Below are 18,711 nucleotides of genomic sequence, written 5' to 3'. Positions count from 1 at the left end.
TCGCGTGACCGATAACAGCGTTAATGATTTTGCTTTTTTAGGTCGCTTCTTTACCATTGGCGCAAACAGAATCGGTCATATCTTCTTCTGGAACAACTCCGACGGTGACGACGAGATATACCACGCTCAAAGCAACGAACCCTTGTCTGAAGGCTTGGAAGAGGTCGCTCCCGTTTCACCTGTTACTCTTTCGGTTCCTTCCATCCTTTCATCGAACTCCGGTATAAGTTACTCTTTACCTGAATCGGGCAGTATTGCACTCAAGGTTTACGATGCATCGGGTTCTCTCGTAAAGACACTCGTCAATGGACTGCACAACGCCGGTCAATACAACGTCAGCTGGAACGGCATCACCGACGCAGGTTCAAAAGCAACAAGCGGAGTATACTTCTTCCGTATACAGACAGGCAATACCAGCGTGTCCGCAAAGACAATCCTCAAGTAAAATTTACAAGTTAATAAAAAAGGGCATCCATTGGATGCCCCTTTTTTATCCTAAGAAGAGTTGTAACTCCTTGAAATCCTTGACAAATGACCAAAACCAATGTATTCTATAAGTGGTATCTGAACGGAGTGCAAAGCGAAAGCGAAAGTATGGGAAAAAAAACATAAAAGGAGCAACAGCATGCGTAAATATCTAGTAATGACAGCCTTATTCCTGATTGTCGGGTTTTCCACACCGTCTTTCGGGGCTTCTTGGACAGTCGAAAAGGTCACTGACAACACCGAACCGGATGTGTACCCGTTGGTTGTTTCTGTATCGTCAGGTCTTATGGTTGCTTATGCACACCAGGACCCGGATTACGAAGTCTTTTTTGCCAACAACTTTTCGGGTTCCTGGACGTCAGCGAGGGTTACCGATAACAATAGACTGGATGGCGTGACCGACATCGCAGCCAGGTATGACGAACAGGTAGCCCATATCGCTTTTCAGTGGAATGATGTTCCGGACCGGGAGATATCCTATTGCAGAGGTAGCTCTTCGACAAGCTGGGATATTACTCGTATTACTGATGACGCAAACGATGACGTCTGGGCTTCAATTGCCCTGGATAAATCAGGGTTTGTCCACATTGTCTTTAAAAAGCAGATAGGCGGCGACCAGGAGATATTCTACGCCAACAACGTCTCAGGTTCGTGGATATCGGAGCAGGTAACGGATAACGCTTCGGACGATAATGACCCATGGATGGCCCTCGATAATAGCGGCAATCCCAGTATAGTCTATAAAAACGGCTCACATCTTCATTATACGCACAAAACAGCAGGCATCTGGACCTCTCCTGTATCTGTCGCAGGCTCGGCGGGCGTCGATTCATACCCTTTCATACTTCTTGATCGGAACAATTTCGCCCACGTTGTTTTCGCCAAGAGCGACGGCAGCTTCAATCAGATATACTATGCCAACAATGTGACGGGAACCTGGCAGGAGAGCAAGGTAACGAGCACGAGCTACAACAACATATATCCGACTCTTTTCGTCGACCCGCACGACAAGATGCATATTGCCTATGTCGCAGGTGAAGCAGGGGATGCGGAGATATTCTATGCGACGAATGCTGCCGGGGTATGGAACTCGGGCCGCGTCACGGATAATTCTGCAAATGATATGGCCCAGTTCGGACGCTTCTTCACGTGCGATGCCTCCGGCGTCGGTCATATCTTCTTTTATAACAGTTCTGACGGCGACCAGGAGATCTACCACGCTAAGAGTAACGAAGCTCTTTATGTGGCAGTAGAAGAAAAGCCTATCTCACCCTACTCTCCATCCATTACGGTTGGACCTTTCTCATCAATCAACTCGCCCATTCAATACTCTGTCCCCGTATTAGGTAGTGTTTCCTTAAAGGTTTACGATGCATCAGGCTCGCTTGTGAAAACTCTTGCCAATGGACTGCACAACGCTGGTCAATACAACATATGCTGGAACGGCACGACCGATTCCGGTCTCAGAGCCACGAGCGGTGTGTACTTTTTCCGCCTTGAAACGTCAGGCAAGATAGCATCAGCCAAAGCTATTTTAAAATAAACATATATAAAAGAAGGAGGCATTGAAAGATTCCTCCCTTATAATTATTCACAAAAAGGAGGACGCAGCGAAAGCGAAAGTATGGATAAACAATAAAAAAGGAGAATATAATGCGTAAGTGTCTTTTAATAATAGGTTTATTGATGTCCGGGCTCGTTCATTTCTCTTTTGCCGCTACGTGGACAATAGATAAAGTGACCGATAACACATCTCATGACGACTATCCTTTTATTTCAGCAATCCAATCTGGTTTGTTGGTTGTGTATGTTAATCATGACCCTGATTATGAGATTTTTGTTGCCAACAACTTTTCTGGTTCATGGACAACTTCGAGGGTTACCGACAACAGCCATAACGATATCGGATACGATATAGCTGCAAAATATGGTGAACAGACCGCCCATATTGCTCATATGTGGCAGGACGTTCCTGATAATGAGATATCATACACTAAGGGTAGTCCTGCGAGCTGGAGTACCGAAAGGATTACAGACGATGCCAATGATGATGAGAGACCCGTTATTGCTCTCGATAATTCGGGGTTCGTTCATGTCGTATACTCGAAAAATATCGGCGGCGACCAGGAGATATTCTACGCCAACAATGTATCTGGTTCGTGGATATCCGAGCAGGTAACGGATAATGGTTCGGATGATGAATTTCCCTGGATGGCCCTGGATAAAAGCGGCAATCCCCGCATAGTCTACAGAAACGGTTCCCAGCTTCATTACACTTACAAAACTGCAGGCATCTGGACTGCGCCTGTGATGGTTGCAGGTTCTATGGGCGCCAACTCGTACCCATTCGTCGTTCTTGATAAAAACGATAAGGCTCATGTAGCCTTTGCGAAGAGCGATGGAAGCTTCAATCAGATATACTATGCCAACGACGTGACAGGGACCTGGCAGGAGAGCAAGGTAACCAGCACAAGCTATAACAATCTATATCCGACCATCTTCATAGATCCGTCCTCGAAAGCCCACATTGCATACATGGCAGCGGAGCCCGGGGATGCAGAGATGTTCTACGCGACAAATGCCTCAGGGATATGGAGCATAGGCCGCGTGACCGACAATAGCTTTAACGATGCGGTTATTTTTGGCCGTTACTTTACATGCGATGCCCAGGGCATTGGCCACATGGTTTTCATTAACAACTCAGACGGCGACTCCGAGGTATATCACGCTCAAAGCAACGAGCCTCTCTATGCCGGCATCGAGGAGAACTCCTCCTCCTCTCCCTTATTAATCACAGTGTCATCTATACTCTCCGCCAGTTCTACAATCACGTACTCAGTTCCCACTGCAGGCATTGTCTCGCTGAAGGTCTATGACGCATCAGGAGCACTCGTAAAGAATCTCGTCAATGGAATGTACAGTGCCGGTCAATACAACGTCAGCTGGAACGGCATCACCGACGCGGGTTCAAAAGCGACAAGCGGAGTTTACTTCTGCCGACTGGAAACCGCTCAAGGCGCTGTATCAGCCAAGACTATAGTAAAGTAAGTCTATCGGCCATTGGATTTTCTAAAGGGTGCTTCGCGCACCCTTTTTTCTTTGACAAAAAGCGTAAAAGACCATATAATCTGCCTTACATCATTGTAACTCAACTAACCTAGGAGCAGATTTGAATCGTGGAGCCAAATTTCCAGATATAGGCAAGATATCGCCTGAATTCTTCAAATCGGTAATATATCCTTCACTGGGAGCAAGCCGTCCTGAGGTTCTAGTTGGACCTCACCACGGGGTGGATATTTCCATCGTTCGCACTTCTCCCGGAAAGGTTATGGCTGTCACCACAGACCCGATATACATCGTACCGCCATACGGATGGGAGGAAGCGGCATGGTTCGCATGGCACATCCTGGCGTCCGACGTTACAACCTCAGGATTAGCGCCTTCGTACGTTGTCGTTGATTTCAATCTGCCTATGAGCATTACGGAGGAGGAGTTCGCAAAGGTGTGGAAGGTGTTTGACCGTGAGTCAAAAAAATACGGTGCTGCAGTAATAGGCGGACACACTGCGCGGTACACGGGTACGGATTATCCTATGGTCGGCGGAGCCACCTTCATCGCGGTAGGCGGCGAGGATTCCTACATAACACCTCAGATGGCCAAGCCGGGAGACGTACTCGCCATGACCAAGAGCGCGGCGGTCGAGGCAGTAGGGATATTCAGCCGTCTCTTTCAGGATAAGATAAAGGACCGTCTCGGCGAGGCTACGGCAAAAAAAGGCTGGGAGATATTCAATCTCATGAGCACAGTGGACGATGCGCTGGCTGCTGCGCGCTTCGGCGTGCGCGATAAAGGCGTTCGAGCTATGCATGATGCAACTGAATGCGGGGTTATCGGTGCGGCGATAGAAATGGCTGAGGCTTCAGGCGTCGGGCTGGAACTGGAATTCGAAAAGGTAGTCGTCTATCCTGAGGTGCGCTCAATATGCGAGATGTTCGGAATGCAGCCTGAAATATCGATAAGCGAAGGAACGCTCATTCTGGCAGTAGTACCCGAACACTGGGAGGCTTTCTCCAGGCATATGGAGAGCCGCAACACTCCGATAACCCAGATAGGAAGGTTCCTTTCCTCTTCCGACGGAATAACCTCTATCCGCGAGGGCAGGCGGCAGGCGCTTGAACATCCAAGGGTTGACCCGTTCTGGTCCGCCTTCGACAGGGCAATGCGGGGATAAAGTCTGCCGAAGCAGAAATAATGTCTGCGAAAGAATCCAATTCGGGCTCTTGCTCTCAACCTTCTCCTCCAGGGGATCTTCCTCGTCTCTACGCCGTAACGGACGAAAAGGTTCTGCCCAATACGCGCCTTGCCCCAGTCATTGAATCAGTGCTTGACGCAGGCGTACGGTTCCTGCAGCTCAGGTTCAAACAGACGCCATTTATGGAGCGGCTCGACCTGGGTTTCAAGATCCGGAAGCTTACCCGGAGATACGGTGCACTCCTAGTGGTTAATGATTCGCCTGAGCTTTGCCGCGAGATATCGGCAGATGGCGTCCATCTCGGTGCGGATGACGCTTGCATAGACGAGGCAAAAAGGGTCCTGGGGCATTCTGCAATCATCGGCGTATCCGTCTACGGCGCAATCGAGGAGATGAGAAGATTGGGGAAGGGAGACGTTTCATATACAGGTCTTCTCAGCCCTTATCCCTCGACGACCAAGGAAAAGGCATCCATCGACTTACCCATATTCAAGGAACTGGTCAGAGAAAGCAGGGTCCCTGTTTACGGAATCGGAGGAATCACGCCAGACAAGGTTGCGGAGCTAATGGATGCTGGCTGTTACGGCGTAGCCGTCATCTCCGCCATATTTGGAGCCTTAGATCCCCGGCAGGCAGCAATGGAATTCCTGCAGGCTCTTCGTAAGTTCGACTGAGCTTTTATTTGGTAACCACAACCTTTATCGATCTTGTGTCACTCCTCAGGAATATCACGCCCCTTTGAGGATTTTCAAGCATCCGGCCCGAAACGTCGTAGGCCTTATACTCTGGATTAACAGTTAGAAAGTTTCTTACGTCCGATCTCGAAACCATGCCCGGCAGAAGGAGAATCTTCTCTGCATCCGTCGCTGGTTTTTCGGCTATTCCTGTGGTAAAAAATCTTGCCAGGAGATTCCAGAGTTCGTCTCTTCCATTATCGTAAGTGAGAGCCCATATGCCTGCGCCTCTGAGGTTTTTTCCCTTCAATAAATCGAATTTCAGGGAAAGGCTTAAAGTATCCTCGAACCAGCATTGACGAAGTGTTTCTGCCGATTTGTAGTAAAACCAGGGCGAGGAGGTCGCTTCGTGCCATTTGCGGCCGTACTGCTCGGCGCGGGACTCGCAAGTGCTGTAGATATAAGCCGTGCCCTGAGCCTTGGTTGCTGCATAGGGTTCCGTGTCCGCAACGGACCAGTCGTAGCCGTAATAAGGGACCCCGAGGATGAAGCGCTCGGAAAGCCCTCCGGACTGCTCGATATAGTAGTCGACGGTCTTTTTAATGTTGTAGGTCTCCGCATCTAGAGGCGCCACGGGTCCAGCATTAGGGCTGCCCGGATAATGGAAGTCGTAGCCCATTATGAAGATATAGTCCACTGCTTTTGATATCCTCGCGACGTCGAACCGCTCGCCCCAGTTGACCGCCGTCAGGTCTACGGAAAGAGTCATTCCCCTCTGATGAAGCGAATCCCTGAGGTCTTCAAGAAACTGCGCGAATCCGTCGCGGTCATCCATGGAAGGCCGCTCGAAGTCTATGTTTACACCGTTGCATCCCTCAGCATCGGCAAGTATTGTCTGGATAGCGGTTGCCCTTGCAGCGCTGTCTGCAAGCAGCGTATGGACCTTCTTGCCGCTCCAGTCGAAGCATGTGACCGCCAGATCGAATCTCACACCTGAGGCTTGAGTGTGTTCTTTGAGCCACTGCCAGTCCTCTGGCCAGCCGTTGTATTCCTTGATGAGCCCTGTAGAGTCGAGTTCTATGCCGAACCAGGCAAGGTGAGTCAAAAGATTGAGCTTCAAATCCCATGTTCCGGAACCGCGCCAGTGAGGCAGAAAACCATAAACTACGTGGGTTAACTCGCCCGGCCGGGTTTCCGTTATCAGTCTTGTCTCTGTTCTTTTGTAAGGATGCAGTTTTGATTCGAATTCATGTACGGACGTCCAGCCGCCTGCATTGAAGAGAAGAACCAATACGCAATTAAACATAGAATAAATTCTAAACCAAGGCCGGAGTTTTGTCAACTTTAATAAAACATTGAACTTGACTTAAAGCGTAAGGGGAATAAAATGTGAGTTCAAGATTTTGTTAAAAATAGAGTGATAGTGTTTGATGTTCACGCGGCATGAGTTCTCTGAGAAAAGAGTTGATTTCTATAAGGAGGTTTGATGAACGCTAAGAAATTGTATGAAACAGACCCTGAAGTGTTTGCGGCAATAAAGAAGGAGACCGACCGCGAGCATTCAGGGCTTGAATTGATTGCATCCGAGAATTTCGTATCCGAAGCCGTTATTGCCGCACTCGGTTCGGTTCTTACGAACAAGTACGCCGAGGGCTACCCTTATCAATGGGATAAGGAATCGGGCGAGATGGACTACTCCAAGTACGGACGCTACTACGGCGGCTGCGAATTCGTGGACGAATCCGAGCGCCTTGCCATAGAACGTGCAAAAGAGCTTTTCGGAGCCGAGCACGCAAACGTTCAGGCTCATTCCGGAACCACGGCAAACATGACAGCCTACTTCGCTCTGGGTAATCCCGGGGATACCCTTCTGGGCCTTAATCTTTCGCACGGCGGACACCTTTCCCACGGTCATCCGATAAACTTTTCAGGCAGATTCTTCAACGTAGTCCAGTATCAGGTAGACCCTGAGACCGAACAGATAAACTTCGATGCGCTTGCAAAGCAGGCGCGCGAGGTCAAGCCGAAGATAATCGTCGCCGGCGCATCCGCTTATCCGCGCACAATGCATTTCGACCGTTTCCGCGAAGTTGCAGACGATGTAGGTGCAAGCCTTGTCGCTGACATGGCTCACATTGCCGGTCTTGTAGCGGCAAAGCTCCACATATCTCCTGTTCCTTATGCGGACATTGTCACTACTACAACGCATAAAACCCTTCGCGGACCTCGCGGAGCCATCATCCTCTGTAAAAAACAGTACGCCCAGACCGTAGACAAGGTCAGCTTCCCCGGAATGCAGGGCGGCCCCCTTGAGCACGTTATCGCTGCGAAGGCGGTCGCTTTCAAGGAAGCCATGTCACCCGATTTCACCGCCTACCAGAAGCAGGTCATTTTGAATGCAAAGAAACTGGCAGAGGAACTTACTAAACACGGCTTCCGCATGGTTGCCGGAGGCACTGACACCCACCTTATGCTGGTCGACCTGCGGCCCAAAGGCGTTACGGGCAGAAAAGCCGAGAACCGTCTCGAAAGAGTCGGGATAACCTGCAACCGCAACACCATCCCGTACGATCCGGAAAAACCGTTCGTCGCATCCGGAATACGTCTTGGAACGCCTGCGCTGACGAGCAGAGGCATGAAAGAGGCTGAGATGGCTCAGGTCGCCGCATTAATAAATGAACTTATTTCTGACATCGATGATGAAAGCGTATATCCCAGAGTAAAGGCGCAGGTCAAGGCGCTCTGCGAGAGTTTTCCTCTTTACCCTGAACGCAGAGCTGAATATAACAGCTTGTCAGGCGAGTCATAAAGGAGAATTATGTCCGAGATATCAGAGTTAATCGGCCGCGAGGTTCTCGATTCAAGAGGCTTTCCCACCGTTGAGGTCGAATGCATTCTTGCTGACGGTTCTACTGGCCGCGCTATTGTTCCTTCGGGCGCATCTACCGGCGCGCGCGAGGCTTTGGAGATGCGCGACGGAGATGAAAAGAGGTATCGCGGAAAGGGAGTGCTCAAAGCGGTAGAAAACGTGAACGTTTCAATCAGAAACTCACTCGTCGGAGAATCCCCTTACGACCAGATGCTCATAGATACTATTCTGCTCGATCTGGACGGTACTGACAATAAATCCAAGCTCGGGGCCAACGCTATCCTTGGCGCCTCTCTCGCCGTAGCAAAGGCGGCGGCTGAAAGCTGCGGTCTTCCTTTGTATCGCTATCTCGGCGGCATAGTCGGATACATGCTTCCGGTTCCCCTCCTCAATGTGATAAACGGCGGAGCGCACGCCACGAATAATCTTGATTTCCAGGAGTACATGCTCGTGCCAGCAGGCTTCGAGAGTTTTTCCGACGCCATCAGGGCAGGCTCGGAGATTTATCACACGCTCAAGAAGGAGCTTGTGGATATTGGCATCGGCGCAGGGATAGGCGACGAAGGCGGATTCGCGCCCAATCTCAAGGACAACGAAGAAGCTCTCGCGCTTCTTGTCAAAGCCATTAAAAAGGCGGGCTACAAGCCGGGCGAAGAGGTGTTTTTAGCGCTCGATGTTGCGGCAAGCCAATTCTACAAGGAGGGTTCCTATATTCTCGGAAAGAAAAAGCTCGATGCCGGCGGTTTGATTGATTTTTACGAGACCCTCCTGGAACGATATCCTCTTGTTACCATTGAGGACGGTCTTGCGGAGGATGACTGGAACGGCTGGAAGCTTTTGACGACACGTCTCGGCGACAGGCTGCAGCTAGTAGGCGACGATATATTCGTGACAAATCCAGAGATAATAAGCAGAGGAATAGAACAAGGAATCGCTAATGCCGTGCTCATAAAGCCGAATCAGATAGGCACTCTGTCCGAGACCCTTGACGCCATAAGGCTTTCGCAGGATTCAGGATACCACACCGTGCTCTCGCACCGTTCAGGCGAAACCGAAGATGTTACAATCTCCCATCTTGCGGTTGGCGCCAGCGTTAGCCAAATCAAGACAGGCGCTCCGACGAGGTCAGAACGAGTAGCCAAGTACAATGAGCTTTTAAGGATTGAGGAGGAGCTGGCCGCTCCCTTCTACGGAACAAGGATTTTTGCATGAAGAAGGGAGGGCGCTGGCTTGTTGTGATAGCGGTTGTTGCGGTCGTATCCATCCTTTTTCTTGCAGGTCCAAACGGTCTCGTAAGACTCATTCAACTGAAGAGCAAGGAATCGGAATTGGAAAAGCGTATTACGCATCTTGAAGCCGAGATCGAGCTTACCAGACAGAAGGTGCAGAAGCTGCATTCCGATCCCGATTTCTTGAGGGAAATGGCGAAGGAGAAACTCCAGATGCTTGATCCCAGGGACACAGTCAAAAAAGATACTCCTAAGGATTCAGCTTCCTCGACCGGACAGGCTTCGGATTCATCCTCGAAAGGCAGTACCTGATGTGCGGGGTTGTAGGAATCCTTAACACGGAAAAGGAGGCGGGATACGATCTTTACGAGGGTCTTTTGACCCTTCAGCACCGCGGCCAGGACGCCGCAGGCATAGCGACTTTCGACGGAATACTCCACTTGAAGAAAGGTATTGGTCTTGTTCAATCTATATTTCAGCGCAGGAACCTTGAAAGGCTGCGCGGCAGATCGGGTATAGGCCAGACCCGTTATCCCACAATCGGCCGCGGCTCGCCAGAGGATGCCCAGCCCTTCTATGTAAACTATCCGTTCGGGATAGCGATGGTTCATAACGGCAATGTCAGCAATTTCTTCTCGCTCAAGCAGGAACTCGAAAAGGTTCACCGCAGGAAGCTCAATTCGACTAGCGACGTGGAATCGATACTGAATGTTTTTGCGGACGAATTGGTTCATCAGGACATCGACACGTTTACTTCGGAGAACCTGTTTGATGCGGTCAAGGGAGTGTTCGACCGCGTTCGCGGAGCATATTCCGTCATAACAATGATGGGCGACGGCAGCCTGCTTGCGTTCAGAGACCCTTACGGCATAAGACCGCTTGTCATGGGCCGAAAGGATAAATCCGTCATCTTTTCATCAGAAACCGTAACTTTTGATTTCCTCGGATTTCACAGCGAGGGAGACGTTGAACCGGGCGAGGCCGTACACGTGAGAGCTGACGGCAAGGTGACGCGGAAGAAAATCGCCGAAAGCGAACACAGACCCTGTATTTTCGAATGGGTTTATTTCGCCAGGCCGGACTCGGTGCTGGACGGTATAGGCGTTCTCGAAGCAAGAAGAAGACTGGGCGCGTTTCTTGCAAAAAAATGCCTGGAGGCAGGCATTAAGCCGGATGTCGTATCCGCGGTTCCGGATACGGCAAGACCGGCAGCCATTGCAGTATCCGAGGAAACAGGATGGCGTCTTTCCGAGGGTCTTATCCGCAACAGATATATACAGAGGACTTTCATAATGCCTACTCAGACCGAGAGGCGTTCGTCCGTCAGGCAGAAGTTCAACCCTGTCAGGAGCGAACTGGAAGGAAGACGCGTTCTCTTAGTGGACGATACTATAGTTCGAGGCAACACCGCTCTCGAACTCATTAAGCTCGTCCGTCAGGCAGGACCTCGGGAGGTCTATTATGCGACCTACGGTTCACCACTTCGATTCCCGTGCGTGTACGGAATAGACATGGCAACAAGGGAAGAGTTCATAGCAAAGGACCATTCCGTTAAGGAGATAGAGCGTCTTATCGGTGCCGACCGATTGATATATCAGGACTACGAAGATATGGTAAAAGCGGTAGCCGGGGACAGGAAGATGAACTTCTGCACAGCCTGCTTTTCCGGAGATTATCCCACTCCAGTTTCGGACGAAGACCTCGACACGATAGCTGCGGAACGCAATTCTGCAAGACCTTCAAAAAAAACGTGAAGATTAAAGTAGCAAGAACCTCAGGTTTTTGCTACGGGGTTCGGCGCGCTGTAAACCTAGCATTCGAAGAGGCCATACACGGCGACAACCTCTATACTCTTGGTGAGCTGATTCACAATCCGCAGGTGCTTGAGATTCTTAAACAGAGGGGGGTCAGAATAGCAAAAAAGATAGAGGATATTCCAGAATCGGCAACCGTAATAATAAGGTCTCACGGCGTGACCCCGCAGGCTAAAGCGGCTCTCAGAAATAGAAGCTTAAAGATAATCGACGCGACATGCCCGAAGGTCGCAAGGGTTCAACAACTGGCCGAAAGAGCCGTGAGATTGGGCATGCACGTCATACTCTTCGGCGACAGCGAGCATTCAGAAGTGAAGGCGATTGCCGCGCATGCCGAGGGAAGAACGAGCATTGTAAAAGACAGAAAAGAACTAGATGCCGTTATCTCAACAATCCCGACTTCAGATAAGATTTCCTTCATGGCCCAGACTACTCAGAACATAGCGCTCTGGAAGGAGCTTGTGACCCATCTTCTGGCTCTAAGACCTGACGCCGAGATATATGAAACAATATGCGGTGCGACGGACGAGCGGCAGAATGAGGTCCGCAGACTCGCAAGGGAGGTCGATGCTCTGGTCATAGTAGGCGGTTTCCAGAGCGCCAACACTCAAAGACTGGTTGAGATATCGAAGAATGAAGGGATACCTGCTTTCCAGGTTGAAACGGAAGCCGATCTGCCTCGTAAGGAATTGGCTCGCTTCGAAACCGTTGGCGTTGCCGCGGGAGCCTCGACTCCATCTTGGATGATAAGAAGGATTCTTCATTCCCTCGACGTCACGGTCGCGGTAAAACCTTCTTTTCTATTGTTCTTGCTTGAATTCTGGAGGTTTATTGTTCGCAGCAATATCCTGGTTGCGTTTGGAGCGGCGCAGCTGTTGTATGCCGCGTCGCGTCTTCAGGGTATTGAACCTGAACTGCCCTATCAGATAATAGTGGCCGCATACATCTTTGCCATGCATCTTTTAAACCATTTCACAGACCGTTTCACTACGGAGATTAACTATCCTGCAAGGGTGGGATTCTACGAGCGATTCAGAAGACTTCTTTTGACCCTCGGGATTGTTGCGACGGCATCGTCACTCGTTTTCGCGTACTTCCTTGGCCCGCTGGCGTTCATCATTATATTCGCCATGTCCCTCCTCGGTCTTGTATACCGCATGGAGCTTTTCAAGATAGGAAGAGTCGGACCGCGAAGGCTCATGGATATCCCGGGCTCAAAAGACTTGTTCCTCGGCATGGCTTGGACCGTAATAATCGCGCTGCTGGTGGTTCCAGCCAGCGGATCCCGCTTTACTCCGGCCACAGGAATCGCAGCGTTCTTCGTATTCAGCCTCGCATTCACGCGCTCGCTTGTCTACAGCATCAGGGACGTCCAGGGCGACAGGATGGTCGGCAGGGAAACTGTGGCAGTTCTCGTCGGAGAAAGCAGGACAAGAAGGCTCGGCGCTTTTGTTCTCGCGCTGTCCGCATGCTCTATGGTCTTCTCCTTCATCCTTGGCTGGACTTCTGCGGTATCCCTTTTCCTCATAGTCAACCTGGTTTACGCCTTTATTGCATTATGGCTGACCAGAAGCGAATCTAACTACTCCGACGTTTTCTTTGAGACCATTGTCGAGGGGAATCTTGTTCTCTCGCAGCTTGCTGCCTGGTTCGTCCACCTTTCCGGACTCGCTTGACGACTAATAGAGAAATCACGGCAGCCGCCGCAATGTAGGGGAAAAGGAATCCGAAAACGGTGTATATTGTGGGACCTACTGCAAGGGGGACCTTTCCCTCGACTATTGTTTTTACCATCAACGGGCTCTGCTTAAGCACTCTTCCATAAGGGTCTACAATCATAGAAATGCCGTTGTTTGCCGCTCTTATCAAGGGCACCCCGTTCTCGACCGAGCGCAGAACTGCCATCTCCGCGTGCTGTCGTGGTCCTTCCGCCTGGCCGAACCATACATCGTTCGTGACGTTGCAGAGGAGTCTTGCGCCCTTGTGAACGAAGTTTCTCGTTAGAAGTGGAAATATGGATTCGTAGCAGATGAGAAAGGACAAAGGAACGGGCGCATCCTCGTACACCACATACTCCTTTCCTCTGTAATGATGTCCGCCTTGAACGTCAATCTTAGCGAGAAACGGAAGGACGTTCTCGAAGGGAATCGTTTCGCCGAAAGGGGCGAGTCTGATCTTTATGTAGATTTTTCCTATCCTTCCATCCTTGTCGATAACGGTTGCCGAGTTTGCAAATCTCCAGCGGGTCGCTTCCTGGACCCAGTATATTATTCCGGTAGCCACTGGTATATCGATGCTGTCAGCCAGCCTGAGATAGCCGTCGGTGTATCTGGACGGTCTTGTTAAATCCGCGAGCGTTGCGGTTTCCGGATACAAGATAAGATCGGGTTTGCCTTTCTCCGCGTCCCTTGTTTGATCTAGCATTGCGTTTACCAGAGAGTCCCGCTCTGCAAGCGACCCTTTCATGACTGTGGGTATGTTCGGCTGGAGCAGGGCGACCTTAAGCTCCCTTGAATTCCTCTGCACGCTAAGAAGCCGTGCGGCTCCGAACCCTGTAACGAACAGGACGGTTCCGGCAAGCGCTAACGACCATCTCAGTCTGAGTTTGCGGTCTGCCCATTCCTTGATTAGCTTGTACAAGGAAACGTTCACGAGCATTATTACTGAACCCAGACCGTATACCCCCCACAGAGAGGCGGTCTGAGTAAACAAAGGCCAAGGCGTAACGCTGTATCCCAGCAGTTCCCAGGGAAAGGCGATATCGGTAAGCTCCCTCAGCATCTCTACGGCTGGCAGCGCTAAAGGGGCTGACCACAGCCCGAGTCTTTTCGTCACGGACGCGAAAAGTCCCTGGAAGAGTCCAAGGAAGGCGACGAGCAGCACCACGCCTGCAATCAAGAGGAAGCGTATGAAGGGTCTTAAGGGATAATTCTGGGTTACAATCCACCACATTTGACCTGCGGCAAGACCCATTCCGAAGAGCCAGCCGTATAGAAAAGCCTTCTTGGAGTTGTCGAGAATCCAGAAGAGGGGCACAAAAGCAACGAAGGCTATGAATCGTGTAGGAAAAGGAGCGAATGAAAAAGACAGGATGAACCCCGAGGCGAGGGCCAGAGCCCATTTGAAACGGTTCAGCGTTTCCTGGAGCTTAATGAGACTTCCTTTCTTTCCTTGACCGATTTGTAGAAAGCGTCCGTAATCCTGTTGAGGAGCAGGGCGTCCTCCAGAGGAACCGGGTATTTTGTGTTCTTGAGCGCAGCCGAGACGAAGGCGTTTGCCTGTGTCTGATATGATGAGGGATACACGTTTTTCTTGTTCAAAGCGGGTGCTACGTTGACGAGCCTTGAGAACATCTCCTTGTGTATCTCGAATGGTGCGAGCAGAGCGGCTCCCTTTGTTCCGTAGATATTGAAGTAGAGTATGTCGCGCAGTTCGTGTATTATCCAGCTTACCTCAATGGTAAGCACGGTGTTATCCGCGAACCTCAACTGGGCGACCGCTGAATCCTCGACCTCCATCTCGGGATCGCGCTTGAACGCCATGCCCGATATTGAGCAGGGTTCCCTGTCTCCGAGTATAAAGAGCGAAAGATCAAGGAGCGGTACTCCAAGAGTCAGGAATGCGCCGCCGCCTGAATAAAGCTTTTCCCTGCGCCAGCCCACGAGACTCCATTTCTGGGCAGAACGCAGCCATCCTGTCTTTGCGTACGTCACCTGTCCTATTTCGTTGCGTTCAACAAGCTGTCGCATCAGTATCGCGTCGGGTCTGAAATGTTCGGTATGGGCGACTGCAAGAACCCTTTTGCGGTTCCTGGAATGAGAAATCAGTTCGCGCGCATGCGCTTCATCGAGCGCCATAGGCATCTCGACAAGCACGTGCTTTGAGTAGTCGAGCGCCGCTACAGCCATTGGGTGATGCAGGTAGTTCGGCGAACTGATGACCACCGCATCCGTCTCCTTGTCCCTTAAGATTTCGTTGTAATCGGTGGTAGCAACTTCAGGATGGTAGCGGTCGGCAAGCCAGGAAAGTTTTGCCTCGTCCGAATCGCATATAGCCCTGATGATGACTCTGGGGTTTTTCTTGAGATACGGCAGGTGTACGGTTTGAGCCCTTGAGCCGCATCCGACAACCGCAATTCTTAGTTTATCGGCCATGCTCCTCCTTAAGTATCTTCACTTTGCGTCCTTTTATTTCGAGTCTGCCTTCCACAAGCAATTTTACCGCCTCCGGATAGATTCTGTGCTCGGCTTCCAGAATCCTTTTCGAAAGAGTGTGGACGGTATCGTCTTCGCGCACCTCAACCGGTTCCTGCATTATTATTGGTCCGGAGTCCAGCGAATCATCCACGAAATGAACGGTTGCGCCCGAGACCTTGACTCCGAAATCCAAGGCCTGGCTCTGGGCGTCAAGACCCCTGAAAGAGGGAAGAAGAGAAGGATGAATGTTGATTATCCGGTTTGCGAAGCTTTCAAAAAAAGCCCGCTTTAAGACCCTCATGAAACCCGCAAGCAGTATGTAATCAACGCGGTACTCCTTCAACACCCTTACCCACTCCTTCTCAACTTCAGGAACTAGGTAGGTCTTTTTGGGCCCCGGTTCCAGATGAAGCGCTTCAACGCCAAGTTCTTTGGCCTTTGCGAGAACGGGTGCATCCTTGACGTCCGAGATTACTGCTGCCACTTCCGCAGGAAAGAAACCTTCCTTTGAAGCTTCTATTAATCTGACAGCGTTCGTTCCTCTGCCTGATGCGAGTATTGCCAGACGTGCCTTGTTCATTCTCTCAAGCATACTCATCAAGCGCCGCTCGTCAAGTTTTTCTCCCACTCGTCCTGAAATACGAACCACTGAGAGGGATATTGAACTATCGCCGAAAGCAATTCGCAAACAATCCTCGTCGTGGTTTCACGAAGCCTCAATCTCAATTCCCCTCCGGCCGGAACATCCATCGCAGGATTAATGCGGCATCTGTAGCGTTTCTTCCCGCCGCACAGAACAAAATAGCCGGTCTGAATGATAGCGCCTGTTCTTGCGGAAAGAAGCGCAGGTCCCAGAGGGACCCTCCTCCTTGAAAGACCGAAATCCGCAGTCATTCCGTCCCTGAAGCATCTGTCAGCAAGCAGAACCAGTATCCTTCCCTTGCGGAGCACGTCCATCATGGCGCGGGTATCCGACTCCGCAATCACCTTCATGCCGAATCTTTTCCTTATCCTGGACATAGCATCCGTATGTCCTCCCGGTATCTCCTCAACGACCGCATGCACGGGAAAGCCGAGTGCCGCAAGCCAGGAGCCGGCAAGTTCGTAGTTGCCGAGATGGGAGGTAATCAACACGACGCCTTTTTGATTCCTTAGAGCTGCATCCAGATTTCGTGAAGCTTCATCATCAACCATTCCCAGAAGCTCGACTTTCGTCATCCACAGACTCCTCAACTGGTCGGATATGCATACAGCCCAGTTCCGGATAGTCTCCCTTGCCAGCCTTTCTGATTCCATACCCAGCCCCAGCAGATGCAGATTGCGCTCCACTATACATCTTCGATGCTTCTGCAGTCCGTACAAAAGACCTCCGGCACAATCAGTCAGAGCTTCAAGCGCAGAGCGGGGGAGGGTGCGTTCGATAAGTGAAAGGTAGGGGATAAGGTTGGCGGCCCGGCTCATCTGCCCTATCCGCCCCTCGCTTTCCGGGCAAGCCTGTCTGCTTCCTTGTTAAGCTCCCTCGGGACATGCTCTATCCTCAATATTTTGAAGCTTCTTTCAAGATCCTTTACTTCAAGATAAAGCTTTGCAATTCCCGGGTTTCTTACCTTGTATATTCCCTTCATCTGTCTGAACAGGAGCTCGCTATCGGTGTATACGACGAGTGAATGTATTCCCATCTCTAAAGCCTTTCTCAAAGCGAGCAGAAGGCCCTGGTATTCGGCTATATTGTTGGTGGTCTCGCCGAGCGCAAGCTGCCATTCACCCGCTTTTCTGCCGCTTACCTTAATCACGGCGCCTGCGCCTGCAGGACCGGGGTTGCCGCTTGACGCTCCGTCTATCCAGGCTTCGGCCGAGTTGTCGTTTTCAGGGAGTGTGTGCTTGCTCATCATGAATTCCTTCATTAAACTGCACCTCCTCACTCATCCAGCATGTGTTTACTTAAGAAGTATCCTGCCGCAGTATTCGCAGAACGATATTTCTTCGGAATGCTCAGCCTCAATCGCTTTCTGAGCCGGTATGGGGTTAAGGCATCCCGAACACCGGTTGTCGTCAAGCACCAGAGCGGCCGCAATAATGCCTTTGCTTTTTCCAATCCGGTCGTAGATCGAGAGCATACCCGCAGGAGTTTTTCCTCGAAGGGACTCCCTCTTCTCCTGCTCCTCCTTGATTTGCTTCTCTAAATCGGCCTGGCGCGCTTTCTCCTGTTCAATCTCGGCGCGCTTTGTTCCTTCCTCCGTTTTTATCTCCGATTGCCGCCTCGCAATATCTGCATCTATCTCCTCTATTTTCTCCATCCACTCAATAATCTGATCCTCGGTCTCCTTCTTGCGCGTCTCTGCAGTCTCAATCTCCTTCAGGAACGCCTTGTACTCCTCGTTCGTGCGGGCGCTGAAGAGCTGGGAATTGTACTTTGCCACTGCCTCTTCCTGGCTCTTCAAGTTGAGTTCCGAGAGCTTGAGCTCCTTCTGCGCGTTGACGAGCGACTGTTTGGAGTCCTCGAGCATCTTGTACAGTCTCTCTATCTCTTTTTCGAGGGTTTCGACTTTTTTGGGAATCGCTTCAAGCTGGGTCTGTAGCTCGTGAATATTCTTGTCAGTGGACTGAAGTTGTTTAAGAAGCTCCTTGGCTTCAGACACCGGGCCTTGCCCCGCTTTTAGTAATGGGCGATACAGGACTTGAACCTGTGACCCCTTGCATGTCAAGCAAGTACTCTAACCAAAACTGAGCTAATCGCCCGATTGACATACCTAACTATATCCATGTCGCGCTAAATGTCAATATAAGTAATACCCCAAGCGATTGCAGAGCACTCGCTTGGGGACCCCTTCAAGCCCCGCGAAACTACTTCGTACTTTAGCGGGGACCCTGCGTAACACCCCAGGCGTCCACATAACATCGCCCGTGTACGTCCGGGGACTCCGCATACGCCACAATCGGAATAGGGAGGAGATGAAAATAGTTCTTTCCCCTCTCGATGGGGGAGGCTGGCAGGGGGTGTACGCTCTAGACAAGCGTATGCCGAACGCTCACGTTCGGCAAATGCCACCCCTGACGCTACCCCGCCCCCTTCTAATGCTCCCCTGGATCATACCCCTCACACCAGGGAGGGGGAAATTTACTGTCATTGCGAGCTAGCCGCCAGAGGGCGCATGGGCGGAACGGAGTCCGCGAACCGCCTCCGGCGGTAC

17 protein-coding genes and 1 tRNA gene are annotated in these 18,711 nt (G+C 51.0%); 10 read left to right on the top strand and 8 right to left on the bottom strand.

What is annotated here, in order from left to right; all coding sequences use genetic code 11:
* The 5 genes from GX441_05800 to thiE form a co-directional block, all read left to right on the top strand.
* Positions 1 to 445 (top strand): T9SS type A sorting domain-containing protein (locus tag GX441_05800; GenBank protein NLI98157.1); only part of this gene is annotated, 445 nt, incomplete at its 5' end.
* A 180-nt stretch (positions 446 to 625) separates the two neighbouring features.
* A complete protein-coding gene (locus tag GX441_05795) occupies positions 626 to 2,029 on the top strand; it encodes a hypothetical protein (protein ID NLI98156.1) in 1,404 nt (467 codons plus the stop codon).
* 110 nt (positions 2,030 to 2,139) lie between these two features.
* Positions 2,140 to 3,534, top strand: a complete 1,395-nt coding sequence (locus GX441_05790; protein ID NLI98155.1) for a T9SS type A sorting domain-containing protein — start codon at positions 2,140 to 2,142, stop codon at positions 3,532 to 3,534.
* 121 nt (positions 3,535 to 3,655) lie between these two features.
* Positions 3,656 to 4,717, top strand: a complete 1,062-nt coding sequence (locus tag GX441_05785) for an AIR synthase (GenBank protein ID NLI98154.1) — start codon at positions 3,656 to 3,658, stop codon at positions 4,715 to 4,717.
* A gap of 20 nt (positions 4,718 to 4,737) precedes the next feature.
* A complete protein-coding gene (thiE, locus tag GX441_05780) occupies positions 4,738 to 5,412 on the top strand; it encodes a thiamine phosphate synthase (protein NLI98153.1) in 675 nt (224 codons plus the stop codon).
* Positions 5,413 to 5,416: 4 nt separating this feature from the next.
* Here the strand turns inward: thiE and GX441_05775 are convergent, their stop codons facing one another.
* Positions 5,417 to 6,718 (bottom strand): hypothetical protein, encoded by a 1,302-nt coding sequence (locus GX441_05775; GenBank protein NLI98152.1) that lies wholly within the window; start codon positions 6,716 to 6,718, stop codon positions 5,417 to 5,419.
* Positions 6,719 to 6,898: 180 nt separating this feature from the next.
* Between GX441_05775 and GX441_05770 the strand changes: the two genes are divergently transcribed.
* Genes GX441_05770 through ispH form a run of 5 tightly spaced genes read left to right on the top strand, consistent with a single transcriptional unit; the run spans position 6,899 to position 13,000 of the window.
* Positions 6,899 to 8,221, top strand: coding sequence for a serine hydroxymethyltransferase (locus GX441_05770; GenBank protein ID NLI98151.1), 1,323 nt, complete (start codon positions 6,899 to 6,901; stop codon positions 8,219 to 8,221).
* Between the two features lie 9 nt (positions 8,222 to 8,230).
* Positions 8,231 to 9,493 carry a phosphopyruvate hydratase gene (gene eno / locus GX441_05765; protein NLI98150.1) on the top strand — a complete coding sequence of 421 codons (1,263 nt, stop codon included), beginning with the start codon at positions 8,231 to 8,233 and terminating at the stop codon, positions 9,491 to 9,493.
* Positions 9,490 to 9,822 (top strand): septum formation initiator family protein, encoded by a 333-nt coding sequence (locus GX441_05760; protein NLI98149.1) that lies wholly within the window; start codon positions 9,490 to 9,492, stop codon positions 9,820 to 9,822. The genes eno and GX441_05760 overlap by 4 nt, the downstream gene beginning before the upstream one ends.
* Positions 9,822 to 11,264, top strand: coding sequence for an amidophosphoribosyltransferase (gene purF / locus GX441_05755; protein ID NLI98148.1), 1,443 nt, complete (start codon positions 9,822 to 9,824; stop codon positions 11,262 to 11,264). Before GX441_05760 ends, purF begins: the two co-directional genes overlap by 1 nt.
* Positions 11,261 to 13,000, top strand: coding sequence for a 4-hydroxy-3-methylbut-2-enyl diphosphate reductase (gene ispH, locus GX441_05750; protein NLI98147.1), 1,740 nt, complete (start codon positions 11,261 to 11,263; stop codon positions 12,998 to 13,000). Before purF ends, ispH begins: the two co-directional genes overlap by 4 nt.
* Here ispH and lnt read toward each other — a convergent pair.
* The 7 genes from lnt to GX441_05715 all read right to left on the bottom strand — a co-directional run bounded on the left by lnt (position 12,903) and on the right by GX441_05715 (position 18,259).
* The gene (gene lnt, locus GX441_05745; protein ID NLI98146.1) at positions 12,903 to 14,360 is read right to left on the bottom strand and encodes an apolipoprotein N-acyltransferase; all 1,458 of its coding nucleotides are present in this window, start codon (positions 14,358 to 14,360) and stop codon (positions 12,903 to 12,905) included. The two genes, ispH and lnt, sit on opposite strands and share 98 nt — an antisense overlap.
* Before the next feature lie 95 nt (positions 14,361 to 14,455).
* Positions 14,456 to 15,478: a Gfo/Idh/MocA family oxidoreductase gene (locus GX441_05740; GenBank protein NLI98145.1), complete on the bottom strand. Its 1,023-nt coding sequence runs from the start codon at positions 15,476 to 15,478 to the stop codon at positions 14,456 to 14,458.
* The gene (locus tag GX441_05735) at positions 15,468 to 16,100 is read right to left on the bottom strand and encodes a phosphoribosylglycinamide formyltransferase (GenBank protein NLI98144.1); all 633 of its coding nucleotides are present in this window, start codon (positions 16,098 to 16,100) and stop codon (positions 15,468 to 15,470) included. Before GX441_05735 ends, GX441_05740 begins: the two co-directional genes overlap by 11 nt.
* 17 nt (positions 16,101 to 16,117) lie before the next feature.
* Positions 16,118 to 16,981, bottom strand: coding sequence for a hypothetical protein (locus tag GX441_05730; protein NLI98143.1), 864 nt, complete (start codon positions 16,979 to 16,981; stop codon positions 16,118 to 16,120).
* A 5-nt stretch (positions 16,982 to 16,986) separates the two neighbouring features.
* On the bottom strand, positions 16,987 to 17,409 hold the full coding sequence (locus GX441_05725) for a ribonuclease HI family protein (protein ID NLI98142.1): 423 nt from the start codon (positions 17,407 to 17,409) through the stop codon (positions 16,987 to 16,989).
* Positions 17,410 to 17,457: 48 nt separating this feature from the next.
* Positions 17,458 to 18,159, bottom strand: coding sequence for a hypothetical protein (locus GX441_05720; protein ID NLI98141.1), 702 nt, complete (start codon positions 18,157 to 18,159; stop codon positions 17,458 to 17,460).
* A gap of 24 nt (positions 18,160 to 18,183) precedes the next feature.
* Positions 18,184 to 18,259 (bottom strand) — tRNA-Val (locus GX441_05715).
* Between the last annotated feature and the right edge of the window lie 452 nt (positions 18,260 to 18,711).

This window comes from bacterium (assembly GCA_012517375.1).
Taxonomy (GTDB): Bacteria; Hydrothermota; Tepidihabitantia; order B3-TA06; family B3-TA06; genus JAAYVC01.
Note: the sequence above shows the minus strand (reverse complement) of the source record. Positions and strands in the feature narration are given on the sequence as shown.